This is a genomic window from Streptomyces sp. P17, from assembly GCF_032436805.1.
Classification (GTDB): domain Bacteria; phylum Actinomycetota; class Actinomycetes; order Streptomycetales; family Streptomycetaceae; genus Streptomyces.
In genome coordinates this window covers 41,872-62,714 of record NZ_JAVRBF010000020.1, presented here as the reverse complement: position 1 = coordinate 62,714, position 20,843 = coordinate 41,872, and the positions used below count along the sequence as shown (strand labels likewise).

Annotated in this window: 19 protein-coding genes and 2 pseudogenes; 10 read left to right on the top strand and 11 right to left on the bottom strand. The window is 72.8% G+C overall.

Features of this window, described 5'->3' with window-relative positions; translation table 11 throughout:
* Positions 1–140 precede the first annotated feature (140 nt).
* Positions 141–746: a GTP cyclohydrolase I FolE gene (folE, locus tag RMT89_RS15385; protein WP_315884320.1), complete on the top strand. Its 606-nt coding sequence runs from the start codon at positions 141–143 to the stop codon at positions 744–746.
* Between the two features lie 12 nt (positions 747–758).
* Here the strand turns inward: folE and RMT89_RS15380 are convergent, their stop codons facing one another.
* From RMT89_RS15380 to RMT89_RS15355, 6 genes and pseudogenes are all read right to left on the bottom strand, one after another.
* A complete protein-coding gene (locus tag RMT89_RS15380) occupies positions 759–1,247 on the bottom strand; it encodes a DUF3180 domain-containing protein (RefSeq protein WP_315884319.1) in 489 nt (162 codons plus the stop codon).
* Positions 1,248–1,304: 57 nt separating this feature from the next.
* Positions 1,305–1,916: a 2-amino-4-hydroxy-6-hydroxymethyldihydropteridine diphosphokinase gene (gene folK, locus RMT89_RS15375; protein WP_315884318.1), complete on the bottom strand. Its 612-nt coding sequence runs from the start codon at positions 1,914–1,916 to the stop codon at positions 1,305–1,307.
* Positions 1,913–2,272 carry a dihydroneopterin aldolase gene (gene folB, locus RMT89_RS15370; protein ID WP_315884317.1) on the bottom strand — a complete coding sequence of 120 codons (360 nt, stop codon included), beginning with the start codon at positions 2,270–2,272 and terminating at the stop codon, positions 1,913–1,915. Before folB ends, folK begins: the two co-directional genes overlap by 4 nt.
* 260 nt (positions 2,273–2,532) lie before the next feature.
* Entirely contained in the window at positions 2,533–3,036 is a 504-nt protein-coding gene (locus tag RMT89_RS15365; RefSeq protein WP_315884316.1) for a nuclear transport factor 2 family protein, read from the bottom strand.
* The gene (folP, locus tag RMT89_RS15360; protein ID WP_315884315.1) at positions 3,033–4,004 is read right to left on the bottom strand and encodes a dihydropteroate synthase; all 972 of its coding nucleotides are present in this window, start codon (positions 4,002–4,004) and stop codon (positions 3,033–3,035) included. Before folP ends, RMT89_RS15365 begins: the two co-directional genes overlap by 4 nt.
* Positions 4,005–4,116: 112 nt before the next feature.
* Positions 4,117–5,933 (bottom strand): annotated as a pseudogene (locus RMT89_RS15355) (phosphatidylglycerol lysyltransferase domain-containing protein).
* A 224-nt stretch (positions 5,934–6,157) separates the two neighbouring features.
* Between RMT89_RS15355 and RMT89_RS15350 the strand changes: the two are divergent.
* Positions 6,158–6,543 (top strand): annotated as a pseudogene (locus RMT89_RS15350) (esterase); the annotation flags it as partial.
* A gap of 132 nt (positions 6,544–6,675) precedes the next feature.
* Positions 6,676–7,956: a hypothetical protein gene (locus RMT89_RS15345; protein ID WP_315884314.1), complete on the top strand. Its 1,281-nt coding sequence runs from the start codon at positions 6,676–6,678 to the stop codon at positions 7,954–7,956.
* Between the two features lie 28 nt (positions 7,957–7,984).
* Here RMT89_RS15345 and RMT89_RS15340 read toward each other — a convergent pair whose 3' ends face one another.
* Together RMT89_RS15340 and RMT89_RS15335 are read right to left on the bottom strand one after the other, a co-directional pair.
* Positions 7,985–9,334, bottom strand: coding sequence for a PH domain-containing protein (locus tag RMT89_RS15340; protein ID WP_315884313.1), 1,350 nt, complete (start codon positions 9,332–9,334; stop codon positions 7,985–7,987).
* Positions 9,331–9,858 (bottom strand): PH domain-containing protein, encoded by a 528-nt coding sequence (locus RMT89_RS15335; RefSeq protein WP_315884312.1) that lies wholly within the window; start codon positions 9,856–9,858, stop codon positions 9,331–9,333. Before RMT89_RS15335 ends, RMT89_RS15340 begins: the two co-directional genes overlap by 4 nt.
* Positions 9,859–9,889: 31 nt before the next feature.
* Here RMT89_RS15335 and RMT89_RS15330 point away from each other — a divergent pair, with 31 nt between their 5' ends.
* Positions 9,890–11,038 (top strand): NADH-quinone oxidoreductase subunit D, encoded by a 1,149-nt coding sequence (locus RMT89_RS15330; RefSeq protein ID WP_315884311.1) that lies wholly within the window; start codon positions 9,890–9,892, stop codon positions 11,036–11,038.
* Here RMT89_RS15330 and RMT89_RS15325 read toward each other — a convergent pair.
* Positions 11,003–12,295: an SAM-dependent methyltransferase gene (locus RMT89_RS15325; protein WP_315884310.1), complete on the bottom strand. Its 1,293-nt coding sequence runs from the start codon at positions 12,293–12,295 to the stop codon at positions 11,003–11,005. The genes RMT89_RS15330 and RMT89_RS15325 overlap by 36 nt on opposite strands.
* Before the next feature lie 118 nt (positions 12,296–12,413).
* Between RMT89_RS15325 and RMT89_RS15320 the strand changes: the two genes are divergently transcribed.
* Positions 12,414–13,616 carry a sensor histidine kinase gene (locus RMT89_RS15320; RefSeq protein ID WP_315884309.1) on the top strand — a complete coding sequence of 401 codons (1,203 nt, stop codon included), beginning with the start codon at positions 12,414–12,416 and terminating at the stop codon, positions 13,614–13,616.
* 63 nt (positions 13,617–13,679) lie between these two features.
* A complete protein-coding gene (locus tag RMT89_RS15315) occupies positions 13,680–14,351 on the top strand; it encodes a response regulator transcription factor (RefSeq protein ID WP_315884308.1) in 672 nt (223 codons plus the stop codon).
* 10 nt (positions 14,352–14,361) lie between these two features.
* Here the strand turns inward: RMT89_RS15315 and RMT89_RS15310 are convergent, their stop codons facing one another.
* Positions 14,362–15,468 carry a DUF5937 family protein gene (locus tag RMT89_RS15310; RefSeq protein ID WP_315884307.1) on the bottom strand — a complete coding sequence of 369 codons (1,107 nt, stop codon included), beginning with the start codon at positions 15,466–15,468 and terminating at the stop codon, positions 14,362–14,364.
* A 160-nt stretch (positions 15,469–15,628) separates the two neighbouring features.
* Here RMT89_RS15310 and RMT89_RS15305 point away from each other — a divergent pair, with 160 nt between their 5' ends.
* Positions 15,629–15,832, top strand: coding sequence for a hypothetical protein (locus RMT89_RS15305; RefSeq protein ID WP_315884306.1), 204 nt, complete (start codon positions 15,629–15,631; stop codon positions 15,830–15,832).
* Here the strand turns inward: RMT89_RS15305 and RMT89_RS15300 are convergent.
* Positions 15,804–17,027 (bottom strand): beta-eliminating lyase-related protein, encoded by a 1,224-nt coding sequence (locus RMT89_RS15300; protein WP_315884305.1) that lies wholly within the window; start codon positions 17,025–17,027, stop codon positions 15,804–15,806. The genes RMT89_RS15305 and RMT89_RS15300 overlap by 29 nt on opposite strands.
* A gap of 186 nt (positions 17,028–17,213) precedes the next feature.
* Here RMT89_RS15300 and RMT89_RS15295 point away from each other — a divergent pair, with 186 nt between their 5' ends.
* From RMT89_RS15295 to RMT89_RS15285, 3 genes are read left to right on the top strand one after another with little or no spacing between them, the layout of a single operon-like run.
* The gene (locus RMT89_RS15295) at positions 17,214–18,134 is read left to right on the top strand and encodes a DUF2520 domain-containing protein (RefSeq protein ID WP_315884304.1); all 921 of its coding nucleotides are present in this window, start codon (positions 17,214–17,216) and stop codon (positions 18,132–18,134) included.
* Positions 18,131–19,132: a pantoate--beta-alanine ligase gene (panC, locus tag RMT89_RS15290; RefSeq protein ID WP_315884303.1), complete on the top strand. Its 1,002-nt coding sequence runs from the start codon at positions 18,131–18,133 to the stop codon at positions 19,130–19,132. Before RMT89_RS15295 ends, panC begins: the two co-directional genes overlap by 4 nt.
* Positions 19,129–20,841, top strand: a complete 1,713-nt coding sequence (locus RMT89_RS15285) for an L-aspartate oxidase (RefSeq protein ID WP_315884302.1) — start codon at positions 19,129–19,131, stop codon at positions 20,839–20,841. The genes panC and RMT89_RS15285 overlap by 4 nt, the downstream gene beginning before the upstream one ends.
* The last annotated feature ends 2 nt before the right edge of the window (positions 20,842–20,843 follow it).

The following is a 20,843-nucleotide window of genomic DNA, read 5'->3' as shown; positions in this document are numbered from 1 at the left end:
GCCGGGCCCCGGTGACCTCACCGGGCCCGGAATGGATGCCGCGTCCCCCTGGTTTTAGCCTGGGGGGCGCGGCATCGTCGTATGTCCGCAGTTCAGACGCGTGACCCACACGCGCCACCCGCACAGGAACGAGGCACCACATGACCGACCCCGTGACGCTGGACGGCGAGGGCCGCATCGGCGAGTTCGACGAGAAGCGCGCCGAGAACGCCGTACGCGAACTGCTGATCGCGGTCGGCGAGGATCCGGACCGGGAGGGTTTGAGGGAGACGCCGGGGCGGGTGGCCAGGGCGTACAAGGAGATATTCGCGGGGCTGTGGCAGAAGCCCGAGGATGTGCTGACGACGACGTTCGACATCGGGCACGACGAGATGGTGCTCGTGAAGGACATCGAGGTGTACAGCACATGTGAGCACCATCTGGTGCCGTTCCGGGGGGTGGCGCACGTCGGGTACATCCCGGCCACCACCGGCAAGATCACCGGGCTGTCCAAGCTGGCCCGGCTCGTCGATGTCTACGCCCGCCGTCCGCAGGTGCAGGAACGACTCACCACCCAGATCGCGGACTCCCTGATGGAGATCCTGGAGCCGCGGGGCGTGATCGTCGTCGTGGAGTGCGAGCACATGTGCATGTCGATGCGGGGCATCCGCAAGCCCGGCGCGAAGACCCTCACCTCCGCGGTGCGCGGTCAGCTGCGGGACGCGGCCACGCGCAACGAGGCGATGAGCCTGATCATGGCGCGCTGACGCCGCGGCGCCTCACGCCGCCGGGGCCGCGCCCGCGCCGTTGTGTTCGTCGTCCTCCGGGAGTTTGCAGACTCGCTCCAGGAAGATGGCCGCCGCTATGACGGCGATGCCTGCGACGACCGAGAAGCCGGCGTAGATGGCCTGGTCGCGGCGGGCCGGGGTGTCCAGGACTTCCAGAAGGAAGGCGCCTGTGCCGCCGTACATGCCGGCGACCAGGGCCGCGACCAGGGCGCTGGCCTGTCCGAAGACGACCGCGCGGGCCGCCATCAGAGGGTCGACGCCCTTGGCGCCGGGGCGGCGCTCGCGCTGGGCCTTGAGGCGGGCGCGCAGCGAGAGCGCGGTGGCCAGCAGGACCGCGGCGATCAGGGCGAGGACGATGGGGGCGGCCAGGGGGACGCTCGGAAGGGTCCCGATCGAGTTCCAGAGGCGGGCGCCCGCCCAGGACAGGATCCCGGCCACGACGAACACGCCTGCCAGCACCCTGATGCGCAGCTCTCTCACGGTGTCCCTTCAGCTCCCCCGGGCTCCCACGGACTGTGGTCGCGTTGACCTTAACGACTACTCGGGCAGTCGGAGTTCCAGGTCCCCACGGGGGGAGACGCCTTCTCGGGTGACGGTGCCGAGCAGGTCGGCGACCGCGCCCCGGCCGGGCAGCTGGGCCTCGGGCTCCACGTCGTGCCAGGGGGCGAGGACGAAGGCGCGCTCGTGGGCCCGCGGGTGGGGGAGGGTCAGGGCCGGGTCGTCGGAGACGACGTCGGCGTAGGCGACGATGTCGACGTCGAGGGTGCGCGGGCCCCAGCGTCCGTCCCGGACGCGGTGGAAGGCCTCCTCGACCGCCTGTGCCCGCTCCAGGAGGGACGACGGGGGCAGCGTGGTCTTCAGGACGACGACCGCGTTGAAGTAGGACGGCTGGCTGCCCGGCTCCACGCCCCAGGGCTCCGTCTCGTAGACGGGGGAGACGGCCTTGACCCGGAGGCCGGGGGTGTCCTCCAGCGCGTCGATGGCGCCCTGGAGGGTCTCCAGGCGGTTGCCGAGGTTTGAGCCGAGGGAGATCACGGCTCGCTGCGGGTTGTGCAGGGTGGTGTCGGCGGCGTCGACCTTCTCGACGACGGAGGCGGGTACCGGCTGTACGGTCGGGTCGCTGTGACCCTGGGTGAAGAACGCGGTCATACTCGGCTCCGGGTGATGGTGACGGTCACGTCGTCGAAGGGGACCGTGATCGGCGCGTCGGGTTTGTGGACGCGGACCTCGACCTCCTGGACCCCTTCGTGCTTGAGACAGGCCTGGGCGATGCGCTCGGCGAGGGTCTCGATGAGGTTGACGGGCTCGCCCTCCACGACGGCCACGACCTCCTCGGCCACGATGCCGTAGTGCACGGTCTTCGCCAGGTCGTCGTCGGCGGCGGCCAGCCGGGTGTCCAGGCCCAGCACGAGGTCCACGATGAAGGTCTGGCCCTCCTCGCGCTCCTTGGGGAACACACCGTGGTGCCCGCGGGCCTTCAGGCCGCTCAGCGCGACACGATCCACGCGAATCACTCCTGCAATCGTCGGTAGCGGCCGGTTCGTGCCGTGTGCGGGCGGCACACCGGCCTCGAACGAATCTACCTGCGGGCACTGACAGGGCCGTTCCACGGGGCATGGGCCCGCGCCGGGGTCAGGAGGTTTCATCGCGTGTTTCCCCTGGGGAACCCGGCGGCTCATGGGTTGGTAGCCGCCCCTACCCGGAGCTACGTGATGCCAACCACTTGTTGGTCCCTGCGAGCGTTTCCTGTGGGGCGTCTACCCACTCATGTGGGTGTGTCGTCGCTTTCTTCCTCGTCGGTTTCGGCCAGAACGGGGGAGGCGTGGTGGGACCAGAGTTTCCAGCCGCCCGGGGTACGGCGGAAGACGTTGGTGGCGACGACGAGCTGGCCGACGAGCGGGCCGAGCTCCTCGCTGCCCTCGGGGGCGGGGCCGCCGCTGAGGATGTTCTCGGTGCAGGTGACGAGCGCGGTGTCGCCGGTGACGGAGACATGCACGTCGGTGAGGAAGAACTGGATGTAGTCGGTGTTCGCCATGATCAGGGCGTACGACCTGAGGACCTCGCCGCGGCCGGTCAGTACCGGCCAGCCGGGGTGTACGCAGGAGATCACGCCGACGTCGGCCGGGTCGTGGTACGTCTCGTCGACGCCGAGGTCGGCCGGGGTGAGCCAGAGGGAGGACAGTTCCTCGAAGTCGCCGCGCTCCATCGCCTCGTAGAAGGCGGTGTTCGCGGCTTCCACCTGCTCGACGTCAGTGTGTGGGGCGCTCACCAGGCTCCTTCGGGGGAGTGCGCACCCCGCTCGAGGGTGTGCGCGCCCGGCTCCGGGTGGTGCGGCGGGTTGCTCGGGTCGGGGTGCCCGCCCGGCGCGTGCGTGATGTCGCGCGCTCCCTCGACGGCGCGTGCGACCCGTACCGCGTCCGCCGTGGCGCGTACCTCGTGCACGCGCACCGCCCATGCGCCGGCGTGCGCCGCGAGCGCGGAGACGGCGGCCGTGGCCGCGTCGCGCTCGCGCGCGGGCGGCGGCGCGCCCTGCGGGCCGGCCAGGACCCGGCCGAGGAAGCGCTTGCGGGAGGCGGCGACGAGCAGCGGGTGGCCGAGGCCGAGCAGCTGGTCGAGGTGGGCGAGGAGGACGAGGTCGTGCTCGGCGTCCTTGGAGAAGCCGAGGCCGGGGTCGACGACGACGCGGTCGGGGGCGATGCCGCCGGCCAGAACGGCCTCCACGCGTGCGTGCAGTTCGTCGACGACCTCGGTGACGACATCGTCGTAGACGCCCTTGACGTTGCCGCCCGCCAGGAAGCCGCGCCAGTGCATGACGACGAAGGGGGCGCCGGAGTCCGCGACGACCGGGATCATCGCGGGGTCGGCGAGGCCGCCGCTGACGTCGTTGACGAGGGCGGCGCCGGCCGCGAGGGCCTGTTCGGCGACGGACGCGCGCATGGTGTCGACGGAGATCGTGACGCCCTCGGAGGCGAGGCCGCGGACGACGGGGATGACGCGCTTGAGTTCCTCGGCCTCGTCGACGCGGGTGGCGCCGGGGCGGGTGGACTCGCCGCCGACGTCGACCAGGTCGGCGCCCTCGGCGACCAGGGCGAGGCCGTGCTTGACGGCCGCGGTGGTGTCGAACCAGCGGCCTCCGTCGGAGAAGGAGTCAGGGGTCACGTTCACGACTCCCATGACCGCGCAGCGGTCCCATTCAGGAAGGCCTGCCACGCGCCCGCGTCCGCTCTGCTTGCTCATACGTTCAGCGTAGGCCCCGGGCGGGTCCGGGTGGTCGCGGGACCGCGCAGTGCGGCCCGGGCGGAAGCCCCGGGGCGGGGGGTAGGGGGCTTCCGCCCGGACCTGTCCGGGGTTAGGCCGCGCGGGCGGTGGTGTCCGTCGTGGCGTGGGCGCAAGGGCGTGCGGGTGTGGTGCGGCGGCGCAGGGGGCGCGTAAGGGGGAGCGCGAGACGGACGTAGCCCTCCGCCTGCATGGCGGCCAGGCCGATACGGGGCAGGTCGGCGGAGGCGCGGTAGACGACGAAGCGCGGCTCCCAGCGCGGCCGGAACTTGGCGTTGAACTTGTACAGGGACTCGATCTGGAACCAGCGGGAGAGGAAGACCAGCAGCCCGCGCCAGGCGCGCAGCACCGGGCCCGCGCCGATCTTCTCGCCGCGTGCCAGCGCCGAGCGGAACATCGCGAAGTTGAGCGACACGCGCGCGATGCCGAGCCTCGGGGCCGCCTGGAGCGCGGCGACGATGAGGAGTTCGTTCATGCCGGGGTCGGCCGAGCGGTCGCGGCGCATCAGGTCCAGGGAGGCGCCGCCGGTTCCCCACGGCACGAAGTGGAGTACGGCCTTCAGGTCGCCGTACGGGCCCGGCCGGTCGTCCTGCCGGTGGGCGGTGGCGATGAGGCAGTCGCCGTCGGCCGTGTCGCCGATGCGGCCGAGCGCCATGGAGAAGCCGCGTTCGGTGTTGGTGCCGCGCCAGTCGTCGGCGGCGCGGCGGATGCGGTCGAGCTCGGCCTCGCCGAGGTCACGGACGCGTCGTACCCGGGTTGCGTAACCGGCTCGCTCGATGCGCTTGACCATCTGGCGCACATTGCGCATCGCGCGGCCGGTGAGCGAGAAATCCGCGACGTCCACCACCGCCTCGTCGCCCAGTTCGAGGGCGTCCAGGCCGGTTTCGCGGGTCCAGACCTCGCCGCCGGTCTCGGAGCAGCCCATGACGGCGGGGGTCCAGGAGTGGGCCTTGGCGACGTCCATGAAGCGTTCGATGGCGCCCGGCCAGGCCTCGACGTCACCGATGGGGTCGCCGCTGGCGAGCATCACCCCGGAGACGACGCGATAGGTGACCGCGGCCTTGCCGCTGGGCGAGAAGACGACGGCCTTGTCGCGGCGGAGCGCGAAGTGGCCGAGGGAGTCGCGGCCGCCGTGCTTGTCCAGCAGGGCCCTCACCTCAGGCGGGCCTCGTCCTCCTCCGTGAGGCGCGCGGCGGGGTGTTCGGGACGGAAGGCGAGGTAGATCGTGGTGACGGCGGTGAGCAGGCCGAGGGCGCCCAGGGAGACGGCGACGGTCCACGAGGTGGTGCCCTGGTAGTCGACCGGACCCTCGAAGCCGAACAGGCCGTACAGGACGTGGGTGATGCGCTCCGCCAGGCTCGGGTTGCCGACCAGAGTCCTCGGGTGGGCGCTGACGATGACGAGCCCGAGGGCCAGTGAACCGGCGCCCATGAGGACGAAGTTGGCGAGCGCCCGCCAGCGGCTGCGCGGGTCGGGCAGCGCCGCGAACTGGTCGCGGTGGCGCAGCAGGGCGGTCAGCAGGAGGAGCGAGATGACCGCGCCGAGCAGGGAGTGGCGGTAGGCGAACTGGGCCACGGCACCGGCCGGGAGCAGCGCCACGGCGGCCCGCCAGGCCCGGCGCTTGCCGCGCTTGAGGCCGTGGGCGAGCAGCAGCAACAGCACGCCGGCGCTGAGCGAGAGGGCGGCCGCGAACGGCCCGAGTGCGCCCGGCAGCACTTCGGCGAGGGTGTGCATACGGCTGTGCCGGAAGCGCGGGAAGACGCCCGCGGCGATGTCCAGGAGGCCCACGAGAGCACAGGCTCGGCCGACGAGAAGGGGCACCGCCTCGGGGCGGGAGCCGCGCAGCAGCCGGCGTACCCGGCTCGGTCGCCGCGGAACCCCGCCCGACACTTCCTCATCTGTCCTGACCGACATCGCATCCCGTGGTTCCGCGAGAGAGCTTGGATCCGGTGCCGATTCGGGCATCCGGCGACATTGCGCCCTCTAGGACGGTGTCTTGGGGGTCGGGGTTTCATTCACCTCGTCAAAGCCGGTTTCAAGGCTGTGGAAAGACCGGGCAAGGCGACCTTGTGGGCCGTACGTCGCACATCGCCACGCGCGCGTTCCCCGCGGCGGTCCTGGTGATGACGCGCCCCACGGTCGCGCCGCCGACGGACGCGGAGTGCGTGGACGTGGGGTTGGCCGGGAGCCGGGCAACTGGGGCGTGGTCGGCGACTCCACGGGCGGCTACTGCGCGCTGAAGCTGGCCATGGACCACCCCGGGGTGTACGCCGCGGGGGCGGGCCTGCCCGCGCCCGACACTTCACTCCTCGTCAGCAGCGGTAAGGCCGGTGAGTCGAACTACAAGGACACGCTGAAGTTCATAGCGCGCGTGAAGGCCACAAAGCTGACGCAGATCTCCTCGATCATCCTGGAAAGCGGCGGGCACAACTTCCATACCTGGCAGCGCGAGATTCCGGCGACGTTGCAGTGGATGAGCGGGCGGCTGAGGGCCGGTTGAGGGCCGGGCCCGACTGTGCGGCCGTAATAAATGATCTTGGTTTGGGTTCCGAATTCCGTGAACGCTTCGGGATGGCTGTGTTTTTACGGGGCGGGGCTCCAAGATTCGCCTACGCGCGGTAAGTTTCTGGCCATGCCACGTGGACGTCACCGCCATTCCCCGCCCTTGCACAGGCTGCTGCCCCCGTCGGCCATCGCAGGCGTCTCCGTCGTCTGCGCGCTCGGTCCCTGGGCGTTCTCGGAGCCGTTGGTGCTCCGGGGCCTGGCCGCGGCCGCCGCGGCGACGGCGGTCGTCGGCGCGGTCGTCATGCGCCGCTGGGACACCCAGGCCGGCAAGCGGGTCGCCGATCTGACACGCGCGCGTGCGAGCGACGAGTGGCGCTTCGAGGAGCGGGTCGCCGAACTGGAGACGGACCTCGACGAGTCGCGCGAGCTGCGCGGCAAGCTGGAGCAGCGGCTGCGGGCCAAGCGCGCGGAACTCGCGGGGCTGCGCAACGAACACGCGGCGCTGCTACGGCGGTACGCCACCGCCGAGACCGAGCGCGCGACCGCCCTGGAGGGCCGTCGGCTGCTGGAGATAGAGGCGGTGGCGCCCACGCGCGCGTTGCCGCCGGCGCCGGTGGCCGCCGAGACGGCTCCCGAGGAGGAGGCGGGGGCCGTGGCAGCCCCGGCCGCCGAGAACGAGACCGAGCCGGCCGAGCCGACGGCTCCCGCGGTCTTCTCGCCGGAGGGGTCGAGCCTGTTCCTGCGGGCGCGGGCGGCGCTGTCGAAGTTCGACGCGCAGGACGCTCCGAAGACGGAGGGCGAGCCGCAGGGCGACGGTCCGGTGACCGCTCACGGGCCGGTCAGTGCCGACGCTTCGGCCAAGTCCGACGGCCCCGCGAAGACGCACGCCGACACTCCGCCGCAGGAGTCCGGCGACGCGCAGGCCGACATCCCCGCGCAGAACGGCAGCTCCTCGGACGACCAGGCCGTGAAGAGCGGTCCGGTCACGCAGGAGGACGAGGCGCAGGGGAAGCCCGAGGCGGCCGACGGGCAGGAGCATGCGCACGCGGCCGCCGCCACCACGGGCAAGCCGGCCCTGCCCTCCCAGCAGCCCGCCGGACACTTCGTCGCGCCGACCGCGGTGGCCGTCGCCCCGTCGGCGCCCGCGCGGCGCCCGAGGGTCGAGGGCGGCTTCGACTTCTTCGGTACGCACAAGGAGGGCACGCCCCCCGGCCTGGAGGACGTGCAGAACGAGGACCTCGCCGACGTCGTCGGCCAGGAGGCGCTCGCCCTGCACAAGGCCGAGTCGGAGGCGGAGTTCAAGCCGGCGGACGAGGAGTCCCGGGGCATCGGCCAGGTCATCGACCTGACGGCGCACGACGAGACGGAACAGATCGACGTACAGGGGCTGCGCAGCGCGGTGTCCTGACGCCGGGAGCACTCAACCAGGGGTCGGCCTAACGGTCGGCCCCTTGTGTCATCCAGCGGTCCGGCCGTGCGTCCCGCCGCCCCGTCCGCGACCGCTCCGCCTGTGCCCTGAGCAGCTCAGCCGCCTCGTCGGCGTCCCGCAGGCGGGCTGTCACGGTCTTGTTGGCCCCGGTGTCCACATGGACGTCGGCGATGCCCAGCGCACGCTTCCAGGGCCCCTGCGCCAGCCGTACGCTCTGCACCTTCGCGTGCGGCACCAGCGCCAGGCTCCGCCGCAGCAGCCCCTGGTGCGCGGCGAACACCGCGTCGGTCACGACCAGGCCGTAGCCCCGCCACCACACGGGGACGCACCACCGGGCGCGCCGCGGCGGCCGGGACAGCGCCGACTCCGGCGGCACGGTCACCCCGGGCAGCACGCGCGCGATGACGGCCTCGGCGACCTCACGCGGGGCGACCGGAACCAGTACGGAGTTCGACGACCCCGCCACGTCCAGCTCCACCCGCACCCACCCGCGCCGCCGCCACAGCAGCGGCCGTACGACCCGCACCGTCTGCACGCGCCCCGGCGGCACCGTCTCGTGGACGCGGTCCAACAGGCCGCGGTCGATGCGCAGCCCGTCGGGGGAGTCGGCCACCGTCCAGTCGTAGTCGGCGACGAACCGGCCCACGCTGCTCGCGCCCGCCGCGCCGAGCAGGGGCAGGGCGGTGGCGAGGACCGTCCACACGCTGTGGGTGGCGAACCAGAGGACCGGCGGTACGACGAGGGCAGCGGCGAGGGTGCCCCAGGTGGCGCCCGTCAGCACGAGGGAGAGCGCGAGCTCGCGTGGGGGTGTGCGCAGCAGCTCGCGCGCCGGAGCTTCGCCCACTTCGTGCGCCGTCTCGGGCGCGAATCCGGCGGCGCGCGCGAGGAGTTCCGCGCGGAGCGCACGCGCCTCCTCTGCCCCCAGGAAGGCGAGCTCGTCCTTCTTGTCCGTGCCGACGACGTCGAGCTTGAGCTTGGCGACGCCCGCCACGCGCGCGAGGAGCGGCTGGCTGACGTCGATGGCCTGGATGCGTTCGAGCCGGATGTGCGCGGTACGCCGGAACATCAGACCGGTACGGATGCGCAGTTCGCTGCCGGTCACCGCGAAGTGCGTGAACCACCAGGTCAGGAAGCCGTACAGGGCGGCCGCCGGAACGGCGACGGCTATCGCGAGCAGCAGCGTGGTCGTGGTCAGCCGGGTCAGATGGCGCTGCGTCTGGTCGGGATCGTGCACCGCCCACCCGATCACCACGGCCACCGGCGCCCACGCCCGCCTGAGCGGCGTCACGGGATGCAGCCGTCGCTCGGTGACGGGCGGCCTCTCCCGTACGGCGTCGTCGACGCCCGAGGCCGTCACAGCCCCGCCGATCGGGCCCCGCCGAGCTCGGTGAGCCGGTCGCGCAGCCGTTCCGCCTCGGCCGGGTCGAGGCCGGGGATGGTCGCGTCGGTCGCCGCGGCCGCGGTGTGCAGCTGCACGCTGGCAAGACCGAAGTGCCGCTCGACGGGCCCGGAGGTGACCTCCACCAGCTGCATGCGCCCGTACGGCACGACGGTCTCCTCGCGCCACAGCACGCCCCGGCTGATCAGCAAGTCGTCGGCGCGCTCGGCGTAGCGCCAGGAGCGCCAGTTGCGGCCGAGCATCACCCAGCCCCAGACCGCCACCGCCAGGGGCAGCAGCGCGAACAGGGCCCAGGCGGGGCCGGCGAGCAGGCCCAGAAGCACGGCGAGGCCCACGGTCAGCAGTCCCAGCCACACCACCAGCAACAGCCGACGCATCCGCAGCAGCCCCGGTGGCAGCCCGGTCCACACCGGCTCGTGTTCCGCTGCAGCGGCCCCCGTTTGTCCGCTGTGCGCCGCGTTTTCCCGGCTCCCCGTCTCCATATGGTCAGCCTACGTAGGAGAGACTGTGTCCATGCCTACGACGGAGACCACGGTCGGTATCGGCGGAGCCGCGGAGAGCACCGACATGGTGCTCAACATCGGGCCCCAGCACCCGTCCACGCACGGCGTGCTGCGCCTGCGGCTCGTCCTGGACGGCGAACGCATCACCAGCGCCGAGCCGGTGATCGGCTATATGCACCGCGGTGCGGAGAAGCTCTTCGAGGCGCGTGACTACCGCCAGATCATCATGCTCGCCAACCGCCACGACTGGCTGTCGGCTTTCTCCAACGAGCTGGGTGTCGTCCTGGCCGTCGAGCGCATGCTCGGCATGGAGGTGCCCGAGCGGGCGGTGTGGACCCGGACCCTGCTCGCGGAGCTCAACCGGGTGCTCAACCACCTGATGTTCCTGGGCTCGTACCCGCTGGAGCTGGGCGGGATCACGCCGATCTTCTACGCCTTCACGGAGCGCGAGGAGCTTCAGCATGTGATGGAGGACGTCTCCGGTGGGCGTATGCACTACATGTTCAACCGGGTGGGCGGCCTGAAGGAGGACCTGCCCGCGGGATGGGCCACGCGCGCGCGTGCCGCCGTGGCCGATGTGCGCTCCCGTATGGACCGGTTCGACGACCTGGTCCTCGGCAACGAGATCTTCCGGGGGCGCACGCGGGGCGTGGGCGCCCTCGCGCCGGAGACGGTCCACGCGTACGGCGTGAGTGGCCCGATCGCGCGCGCCTCGGGCGTGGACTTCGACCTGCGCCGCGACGAGCCCTACCTCGGGTACGGGGAGCTCCAGGACACGCTCAAGGTCGTCACCCGCCAGGAGGGCGACTGCCTGGCCCGGTTCGAGTGTCTGCTGGAGCAGACCCACAACTCCCTCGACCTTGCCGACGCCTGCCTCGACCGGCTCGCGGAACTGGCGCCAGGACCGATCAACCAGCGGCTGCCCAAGGTCCTGAAGGCGCCCGAGGGGCACACGTACGCGTGGACCGAGAACCCGCTCGGCATCAACGGCTACTACCTGGTCAGCAAGGGCGAGAAGACCCCGTACCGGCTCAAGCTCCGCTCGGCCTCGTACAACAACATCCAGGCGCTGGTGGAGCTGCTGCCGGGCACTCTGGTGGCGGACATGGTGGCGATCTTGGGGTCACTGTTCTTCGTCGTCGGGGACATCGACAAGTAGGCCGCCGAGCGCCGGGGCCGCGTCCGGAATGCCGACCGGCTGCAGCAGCCAGCCGAAGTCACCGAGGCCGCCGGGGGCGGTGAGCTCGGCGGCCTCGCCGGCGGTCGCGAGGGCGCGTACGTAGGCAGCGGGTTGGGTGGTCGCGAGCGCGAGCGGGGGGCGTGCGCCTGCGATGCCCAGGGCGCGCAGGGCTTCGCGCTGGAGAAGCAGGCGCGCGCGCGGCAGCTCGCGCGGGGTCGCGTACCCTCGCCGGCCCGTGCCCTCACTCTCCCGCGCGCCCCCCCGACCAACCGCCCCCAAGCCCGCGCGTACGCCTGTCTCGGTGCCCGCGTGCTCATTGCCCTCCGGGCCCGCGGCCCCGCCCCCTTCGCCCGTGCGCCGGTCCGTGTCCGTGCCCGCGCGCTCATTGCCCTCCGGGCCCGCGGCCCCGCCCCCTTCGCCCGTGCGCCCGTCCGTGTCCGTGCCCGCGCGCTCCCCCGCCCGCGCACACGCATCCAGCGCCACATGGGCCGTCACATCGCACGACCCGTCCGCGACCGGCGCCGTCTCGCGCCCGTCCCGGAAGCCGGTCAGTGTTCCGAACAGGGGGCGCGCATCCGCCGTGTGCGCGTAGTCCACGGCGACCGCGAGCCCCCGCTCCACGGCCCCGACCGCCCCCGCCCAGGCCTCGTCCCGGGGCAGCCCGATCTCGGCCCGCAGCCCCTCCTCGGGGGGCAGCGGCCACCACCGTGCGAGCCACTCGGCGTCCGCGCCGGCGACCGGTTCGCCGAGGCGCTCGGTCCCGTCGCGCCGTACGAGCACCACGCGCGGGACGCCCTCGGCGTCCACCTCGGCGACGTCGACGGGCACGTTGTCCAGCCATTCGTTGGCGAAGAGGAGCCCCGTGACGCCTCGCGGCGGCTCCGGCAGCCACTCGATCCGGTGATCGAGACCGGGCGGGCGGTCGGCGAGCTCGACGGCGTACCCGCGCGCGCGGGCGGCCACGTCGGAGGGGAGCGCGGCGAGGACCGCGGTGACCAGTTCGCCGCGGCCCGCGGCCATGTCGACGAAGTCGAGCGTCGCGGGACTGTCCAGCGCCTCGTCGACCCGGCACAGCAGCCGGGCCACGGCCTCGGCGAACAGCGGCGAGGCGTGTACGGACGTACGGAAGTGCCCGGCCGGGCCCTCGGGCCTGCGGTAGAAGCCGTGCGGTCCGTACAGCGCCTCCTGAGCCGCCGCCCGCCACCCCAGCCATTCCTCGCCAGCGTCTCGCGTCACCGGCCCAGGCTAAGTGCACAGAGGAACGGGGCCTCCACCTTGCGGAGTACACGCGCCCGTCGCGGATCGGTCCTCCGGTTGACCCCCGCACACGTCACGCTTCCCTACGCTGGGTTACGTGCAGCGCCTCTATGACTTCCTCCGCAGGCACCCGACATGGGTCGACGGCTTCTGGGCCGTCTTCGTGTTCGGGATCACCGTGGTGTCCGGGGTCGTGCAGCAGGAAGCGGAGCGCGTCGACTACCCGATCGCCGCCGTGCCGATCGCCCTGCTGCTGTCCCTGGTGATCGCGCTGCGCCGGCGCATGCCGGAGAAGATGCTGGTCCTGGCCAGCGCGCTCGGTGTGGCGCAGCTGGTGCTGGACGTCGAGACCATGCCCGCGAACTTCGCCATGCTGGTGATCACCTACACGGTGGCCGCGACCGGCGCCCGCTGGGCCTCAAGGCTGGCGCTCGGCGTCGGCCTGTGCGCGGCGCCCCTGGCCCAGCTGCGCTGGCCGGCGAACGAGTCGAGCGCCCTCGGCACCGTCGCGATCGTGATCTTCACGTCGGTGCCGTTCGCGCTGGCCTGGGTGCTCGGCGACTCGATACGCACGCGGCGCGCGTACTTCGCGCAGCTTGAGGAGCGCGCGAGCCGGCTCGAAAAGGAGCGCGAGGCGCAGGCCAAGGTCGCGGTCGCCGCCGAACGCGCCCGGATCGCGCGCGAGCTGCACGACGTGGTCGCGCACAACGTGTCGGTGATGGTGGTGCAGGCCGACGGCGCCGCCTACGTCCTCGACGCCGCGCCCGACCAGGCGAAGAAGGCCCTGGAGACCATCTCCTCCACCGGCCGCCAGGCCCTCGCCGAGATGCGCCGCCTGCTGGGCGTGCTGCGCACCGGTGAGCACCAGGAGGGCGGGGAGTACCTCCCGCAGCCCGACGTCGAGCAGATCGACGAGCTCATCCAGCAGTGCCGTACCTCCGGACTGCCCGTCGACTTCAAGGTCGAGGGCACCCCGCGCCCGCTGCCGAGCGGGGTCGAGCTGACCGCGTACCGCATCGTGCAGGAGGCGCTCACCAACACGCGCAAGCACGGCGGGCCGAACGCGGGTGCGAGCGTGCGTCTTGTCTACTTCGACGACGGTCTCGGCCTGCTCGTCGAGGACGACGGCAAGGGCGCCCCGCACGAGCTGTACGAGGAGGGCGGCGTCGACGGCCAGGGCCACGGCCTGATCGGCATGCGCGAACGCGTCGGCATGGTCGGCGGCACCCTGGACGCGGGCCCCCGCCCGGGCGGAGGATTCCGCATCAGTGCCCTGCTGCCGCTCAAACCCGTGCGCTGAGGCCGGGCGTGCCCTGCGCTGACACCTGTAACGACCCCGTAGACGGACACGGAAGAGGACCCGATGACGATCCGCGTAATGCTCGTCGACGACCAGGTGCTGCTGCGCACCGGGTTCCGGATGGTGCTCGCCGCCCAGCCGGACATGGAGGTCGTCGCGGAGGCGGGCGACGGCGTCGAGGCCCTTCAGGTGCTGCGCGAGACCGCCGTCGACGTGGTGCTGATGGATGTGCGCATGCCGAAGCTGGACGGCGTGGAGACCACCCGCCGCGTCTGCTCGGACCCGCATCCGCCGAAGGTGCTGATCCTGACCACCTTCGACCTCGACGAGTACGCCTTCTCCGGGCTGAAGGCGGGCGCCTCCGGCTTCATGCTCAAGGACGTGCCGCCCGGCGAGCTGCTCGCCGCCATCCGCGCCGTGCACAGCGGCGACGCGGTGGTGGCGCCCTCGACCACACGCCGGCTGCTGGACCGCTTCGCGCCGATGCTGCCGAGCACCGGCAACGAGCCGCAGCACAAGGAGCTGGACCGGCTCACCGACCGTGAGCGCGAGGTCATGATCCTGGTCGCCCAGGGGCTGTCCAACGGCGAGATCGCGGCCCGGCTCGTCCTGTCGGAGGCCACCGTCAAGACGCATGTGGGCCGCATCCTGACCAAGCTCGGGCTGCGGGACCGGGTGCAGGTGGTGGTCCTGGCCTACGAGACCGGTCTGGTGCGGGCCGGCGGGCAGGGCTGAGCGGAGCCGGTCAGCGCAGCAGCGCCTCAAGGAAGTCGCTGCCCAGCCGGGCCACCGCCGTGACGTCCAGCTGGTGCAGGACGTACCGGCCGCGCCGGCGGGTGGTGATCAGGCCCGCCTTCTTCAGGACGCCCAGGTGCCGGGATATCTCGGGCGCGGTCAAGCCGTGGATCTGTACGAGCTCGCTCGTGGTGTAGGTGCTGCGGGCGAGGTTGCGGCACAGCTGCATGCGCACTGGGTGGGACAACGCGGTCATCCGCAGGGTCAGTTGGTCGACGGAGGGCGGCGCGGTGAGTTCAGGGGAGCCGACCGGGTAGTGCAGGACCGGCTGCCAGTCATGCCGGTGCAGCACCATCAGATGCGGCCAGCCCAGGCTCGTCGGCACGAGCAGCAGGCTGCGGTCGCGGATGACGGTGTGGCCCTGGCGCAGCTTGTCGATGGTGATCCGGCCGCCGGACTCGTCCAGCGTGACCGCCCGGGACACCGAGGTCAGCGCTTCGGCGAGTCCCTTGTGCCGCAGCAGGTCGGTCTTGTGCCGGGCGTCGGCGGCGAGTTGGTGGCGCAGGCGGTGCCAGACGTCGGCGAAGAACGCCTCCTCGCAGTCCTCCAGGAACTGCCGCAGCCAGGCCCGGATCAGCGGCGGATCGTCGAGCAGCCGCTTGCTGAAGCGCAGTTGCTGGGGCCCGCGCGCGGCGGCGAGTTCCAGGGCGCGGCGGCGCAGTTCGGCGTCGGCGAGCACGGCGGGGCCCTGGGTGGCGTACGGCAGCGCGCAGGTGAACTCCAGGGCGGCGTCCACGAACTGCTCGTCCGTCAGCTTGTCCAGCAGGTCCAGTTCCTCGGCGAGGGTCGCGCCCGGGAGGGTGGGCCCGCCGGGTATGCCCGCGCACGGCAGGAACAGGTCCGAGAAGGTCGTACGCCACAGAAAGTCGGCCTCGCACATCCGGTCGGCCAGATGCGGGTCGAGCCCCGCGGTCACGCTCGTGACCCAGCCCTGCAGGCCCGGATGGTGCCCCGGCTCGGACAGCGCGTGCAGCGCCATGCCGAACTCGGCCAGGGGCGAGGGCACGACGGCGACCCTCTCCGGCCGCAGCCCCGCGATATCGATGCTCACGCTCATGCCCTCATGGTGCACCCCGCCACTGACAACGCCGTCCTCGATTGACGTCCGCCGTCAATCGACGCGACTTCGCCGCGCGACCGGCGCAGGCTGGGAGGACCGACCGGGGCAGCCGCGGAGCCTGCCGGACCCATCACCCGTCCCGAAGAGGCGAACCGCCATGAGCATCACCCAGCAGTACCTCCTCGACACTTACCGGGCCCAGCAGCACGGCGAGCCCGCCCCGCCCGCGCCCGGCACGCACGACTGGCAGGTCGTACGAGAGTGGCGCGACGACCGCCGCTTCCGGGCCGTTCTCGCAGGGCGCCCGGTGGGAGGCCGGCTCCGCCGGGCCCTCACCCGCTGGCTGCGGCCCAGCGGCTGATCTCCTTGTTCAGACGGTCGACGAACTCCGCCACCGCCGCGCGTACGTCCTCGGCCGTCCATGTCAGGCCCGCCGCGCGTACGTCGATCTCGGTGACCGCGAGTCCCGGGCCGGGGGCGGCCCAGGGGCGGGAGAACAGCAGCGTCCTGGTCTCCTCGGCGTGCCGGACCGCCGCCTCGGCGACGACATCGGCGTCGTAGGGCAGCCAGAGCTGGAACTCATTGGTGTGCGGCTCCTCGGGCTGGACGCGGGCCCAGGGCACGCCGGCCGCCGCGAACCCCTCGCGCAGCGCGCCGGCCACCACGCGCGCGTGCCGCACGTAGTCGGGCAGCCGGGGCAGCTCCCGCTCCAGGCCGACGAGGGCCGACAGCGCGGTCGGGAACTGCTGGAAGACGGTGCCGCCGTACCGGTGCCGCCAGGCCTTCAGCTCGTCGACGAGCGTCCTGGGGCCCGCGACCGCGGCGCCGCCGTAGCCGTCGAGGGACTTGTAGAACGAGACGTAGACGCTGTCCGCGAGGTCCGCGATCTCGTTCAGGGGGCGATCGAAGTGGACCGTGGACTCCCACAGGCGCGCGCCGTCGAAGTGCACCACCGCCTCGCGCTCCCGCGCCACCTCCACGACCTCGGTGAGCTCCTCCCAGGACGGCAGCACGAAACCGGCGTCCCGGAGCGGCAGTTCCAGCATCAGCGCCCCGAAGGGCTCGTCGAGGCCGCGCACCTCGTCGGCCGTCGGCAACCGCGGCTCGCTGGTCACCCTGACCGGGCGCAACCGGCTGACCTGGCTGAAGGCGTCGCGTTCATGCATCTCGGGGTGGGCCAGCGCGTGCAGGGCGACGGCCGGGTTCCCGGTCCGGCCCGCCCAGCAGCGCAGGGCCACCTGCTGGGCCATGGTGCCGGTGGGGAAGAACGCGGCGGCCTCCTTGCCGAGCAGCCCGGCGACCTTGTCCTCCAGGGCCTCCACGACGCCGTCGCCGTACATGTCGGCGGCTTCGTCCAGGTCGTACACGTCCGCCGCCTGCTCCAGGAGCGCGAGCCGCTCGCGGAGCGTGCGCTGTCCGCCTGCGCGCCCCAGCGTGCGCTCTGCGCTCCGGGATGCGCTGATGCGCCGAACTCGGAGGTGCTTGCGCCGTTCCGCGTCCGGGATCCGCTCCGATGGCCGTGCGCCCTGCTGTGCCGTCTGCGCCGCTTCACTCATGGGCGGATGATGTCGCGCCGCGCCTCACGCGGGCACTCGCTTTTCCGTACGCGTTTCTCTGTTCGCCCGTGGCTCACAAAAACCCACAGCCTGTGGACAACCGAACGCCCCTCGAACCGATCGCGTTAACATGACGAGAAATCGTCCGGTACCCGGAGCGGACTGGAACGGGAAGGCCGCCGTCGAGTGAGTACAAGCCAACAGCCAGATCCGAAGGACCGCCCAGCGCGGCTCACCGTCGGCGTCGTCGGCGCCGGCCGTGTGGGACCCGCCCTCGCCGCGTCCCTCCAACTCGCCGGGCACCGCCCGGTGGCGGTCTCCGGGGTCTCCGACGCCTCCCGGCGCCGCGCCGCGCAACTGCTCCCCGACGTGCCCCTCGTGGCGCCCGCCGAGGTCCTCAAGCGCGCGGACCTGGTCCTGCTGACCGTCCCCGACGACGCCCTGCCCGCCCTCGTCGCCGGACTCGCCGAGACCGGGGCCGTACGGCCCGGCCAGCTGCTGGTGCACACCTCCGGGCGCTACGGCGCGAAGGTCCTCGACCCCGCCCTGCGCGCGGGCGCGCTGCCGCTGGCCCTGCACCCGGCGATGACCTTCACCGGCACCCCCGTGGACGTCCAGCGCCTGGCCGGCTGCTCCTTCGGCGTCACCGCCCCCGAGGAACTGCGCCTGGCCGCCGAGGCCCTCGTCATCGAGATGGGCGGCGAGCCGGAGTGGATCGCCGAGGACATGCGGCCGCTCTACCACGCGGCCCTGGCGCTCGGCGCCAACCACCTGGTGACGCTGGTCGCGCAGTCCATGGAGCTGCTGCGCGCGGCCGGTGTCGAGGCCCCCGACCGGATGCTCGGCCCGCTGCTCGGCGCCGCCCTCGACAACGCCCTGCGCTCCGGCGACACCGCCCTGACCGGACCCGTCGCGCGCGGGGACGCCGGCACCGTCGCCGCGCACATCACCGAGCTGCGCAAGCACGCCCCGCAGACCGTCGCCGGCTACCTGGCGATGGCGCGCGCGACCGCCGACCGCGCGCTGGCCCACGGGCTGCTCAAGCCGGAACTCGCCGAAGACCTGCTCGGAGTGCTCGCCGACAGCACCAAGGGAGAAGCGGGATGACCACCACCCTGCTGCGCACCGCCGCCGAACTGTCCGCCCGCGCGCGTACCGGTCACCGAGCCGTCGTCATGACCATGGGCGCCCTGCACGAGGGCCACGCCACCCTGATCCGCTCCGCGCGCGAGATCGCGGGACCGGACGGCGAGGTCGTGGTGACGGTCTTCGTCAACCCGCTGCAGTTCGGCGCGGGCGAGGACCTCGACCGCTATCCGCGCACCCTCGAAGCCGACCTCAAGATCGCCGAAGAGGCCGGTGCGGACGTCGTCTTCGCGCCCTCGGTGGACGAGGTCTACCCGGGCGGCGAACCCCAGGTGCGGATCAGCGCGGGCCCCATGGGGGAGCGTCTGGAGGGCGCCGCGCGCCCCGGCCACTTCGACGGCATGCTCACCGTGGTCGCCAAGCTGCTCCACCTCACCCGCCCCGACGTGGCGCTCTACGGCCAGAAGGACGCCCAGCAGCTCGCCCTGATCCGCCGTATGGTCCGCGATCTGAACTTCGGCATCGAGATCGTCGGCGTGCCGACCGTGCGCGAGGACGACGGACTGGCCCTGTCCAGCCGCAACCGCTATCTCTCGCCCGCCGAGCGGCGCACGGCGCTCGCGCTGTCCCGCGCGCTGTTCGCGGGCCAGGACCGTCACGCGGCGCAGGAAGCCCTCCGCGCGCGGGCCCGCGAAGTGCCCGCCACGCACGCGCGTGCCGAGGCGCTGAGCGCCCTCGGCGAGTCCCGCGCCGCCGCCGACGCGCATGCCGTCGCCAAGGCGGCCCCCGGCGGCCCGGCCGCCGTGCGCGCCGCCGCCCGCCTGGTCCTGGACGAGGCCGCCCGCCTCACCCCGCCGCTCGCCCTGGACTACCTCGCCCTCGTCGACCCCTCCGACTTCACGGAGATCGACGACGACTTCACCGGCGAGGCCGTTCTCGCGGTCGCCGCCCGGGTCGGGGCGACCCGGCTGATCGACAACATCCCCCTCACATTCGGAACCCTCGGAGCCGCCTCGTGACCAGCACAGGCATACGACTGCACGCGCCCGCGCCCGGGTGGTCCATCGACGCGGACGTGGTCGTCGTCGGCTCCGGCGTCGCCGGTCTGACCGCGGCCCTGCGCTGCGAGGCCGCGGGTCTGACGACGGTCGTCGTCACCAAGGCCCGCCTCGACGACGGCTCCACCCGCTGGGCGCAGGGCGGCATCGCCGCGGCCCTCGGCGAGGGCGACACCCCCGAGCAGCACCTGGCCGACACCCTGGTCGCGGGCGCCGGTCTGTGCGACGAGGACGCGGTACGGATCCTCGTCACCGAGGGCCCGGACGCCGTGCGGCGGCTCATCGAGACGGGCGCCCACTTCGACGAGTCGGAGGAGGGCGGCCTGGAGCTCACCCGCGAGGGCGGCCACCACCGGCGCCGGATCGCGCATGCCGGCGGGGACGCGACCGGCGCGGAGATCTCCCGCGCGCTCGTCGAAGCGGCTCGCGCGCGGGGCGTGCGCACCATCGAGAACGCGCTCGTCCTGGACCTGCTCACGGACGCCGACGGCCGCACCGCGGGCGTGACCCTGCATGTGATGGGCGAGGGCCAGCACGACGGCGTGGGCGCCGTGCACGCCCCCGCGGTCGTCCTCGCGACCGGCGGCATGGGCCAGGTCTTCTCCGCGACCACCAACCCGTCGGTGTCCACCGGCGACGGCGTGGCGCTCGCCCTGCGCGCGGGCGCCGAGGTCTCCGACCTGGAGTTCGTGCAGTTCCACCCCACCGTGCTGTTCCTCGGCGCGGACGCGGAAGGCCAGCAGCCGCTCGTCTCCGAGGCCGTGCGCGGCGAGGGCGCCCACCTGGTCGACGGCGGCGGCGTGCGCTTCATGGTCGGCCAGCACGAACTGGCCGAGCTCGCGCCCCGGGACGTCGTCGCCAAGGGCATCATGCGCCGGATGCAGGAGCAGGACGCCGAGCACATGTTCCTCGACGCCCGGCACTTCGGCGCCGACATGTGGGAGCACCGCTTCCCGACGATCCTCGCCGTCTGCCGCGCCCACGGCATCGACCCCGTCCACGAGCCCATCCCGATCGCCCCGGCCGCCCACTACGCCTCCGGGGGCGTGCGCACCGACTCCCAGGGCCGTACGACCGTCCCCGGCCTGTACGCGTGCGGGGAGGTCGCGTGCACCGGCGTGCACGGCGCGAACCGGCTCGCGTCCAACTCCCTTCTGGAGGGCCTGGTCTACGCCGAGCGCATCGCCGCCGACATCGCGGCGAGCCACGCCGGGAACGGCCTCCACGCGCGTGCGCCGCATCCGGTGCCGTATCCGGAGGTGCCCGAGCATCCGCTCCTCGCGCCCGAAGACCGTTTCGCCATCCAGCGGATCATGACGGAGGGCGCGGGCGTCCTGCGCTCGGCCGACTCCCTCGCGCGGGCGGCCGAGCAGCTCCAGAAACTGCATGCGGACGCGCGCGAGGCCCTCGTCGAGAACGGCAAGACGGCCGAGCCCGGCGTCGACACCTGGGAGGCCACCAACCTTCTGTGCGTGGCCCGCGTCCTGGTCGCCGCCGCCCGGCTGCGCGAGGAGACGCGCGGCTGCCACTGGCGCGAGGACCAGCCCGAGCGCGACGACACCGGATGGCGCCGCCACATCGTCGTACGGCTGAATCCGGACCGCACACTCGCCGTGCACCCCACCGATACCGCAGACTTCCCCCCGACCCGGCAGCCCCAGGAGCAGTGACA

Bases quoted from the DNA above. Each gene is read 5' to 3' on its own strand.
- RMT89_RS15335 (WP_315884312.1), bottom strand. From the start codon at position 9,858: ATGGAGACGGGGAGCCGGGAAAACGCGGCGCACAGCGGACAAACGGGG.
- panC (WP_315884303.1), top strand. From the start codon at position 18,131: ATGACCACCACCCTGCTGCGCACCGCCGCCGAACTGTCCGCCCGCGCG.
- RMT89_RS15300 (WP_315884305.1), bottom strand. From the start codon at position 17,027: ATGAGTGAAGCGGCGCAGACGGCACAGCAGGGCGCACGGCCATCGGAG.
- RMT89_RS15305 (WP_315884306.1), top strand. From the start codon at position 15,629: ATGAGCATCACCCAGCAGTACCTCCTCGACACTTACCGGGCCCAGCAG.
- RMT89_RS15310 (WP_315884307.1), bottom strand. From the start codon at position 15,468: ATGAGCGTGAGCATCGATATCGCGGGGCTGCGGCCGGAGAGGGTCGCC.
- folK (WP_315884318.1), bottom strand. From the start codon at position 1,916: ATGACCGCGTTCTTCACCCAGGGTCACAGCGACCCGACCGTACAGCCG.
- RMT89_RS15315 (WP_315884308.1), top strand. From the start codon at position 13,680: ATGACGATCCGCGTAATGCTCGTCGACGACCAGGTGCTGCTGCGCACC.
- RMT89_RS15330 (WP_315884311.1), top strand. From the start codon at position 9,890: ATGCCTACGACGGAGACCACGGTCGGTATCGGCGGAGCCGCGGAGAGC.
- folP (WP_315884315.1), bottom strand. From the start codon at position 4,004: ATGAGCAAGCAGAGCGGACGCGGGCGCGTGGCAGGCCTTCCTGAATGG.
- RMT89_RS15345 (WP_315884314.1), top strand. From the start codon at position 6,676: ATGCCACGTGGACGTCACCGCCATTCCCCGCCCTTGCACAGGCTGCTG.
- folE (WP_315884320.1), top strand. From the start codon at position 141: ATGACCGACCCCGTGACGCTGGACGGCGAGGGCCGCATCGGCGAGTTC.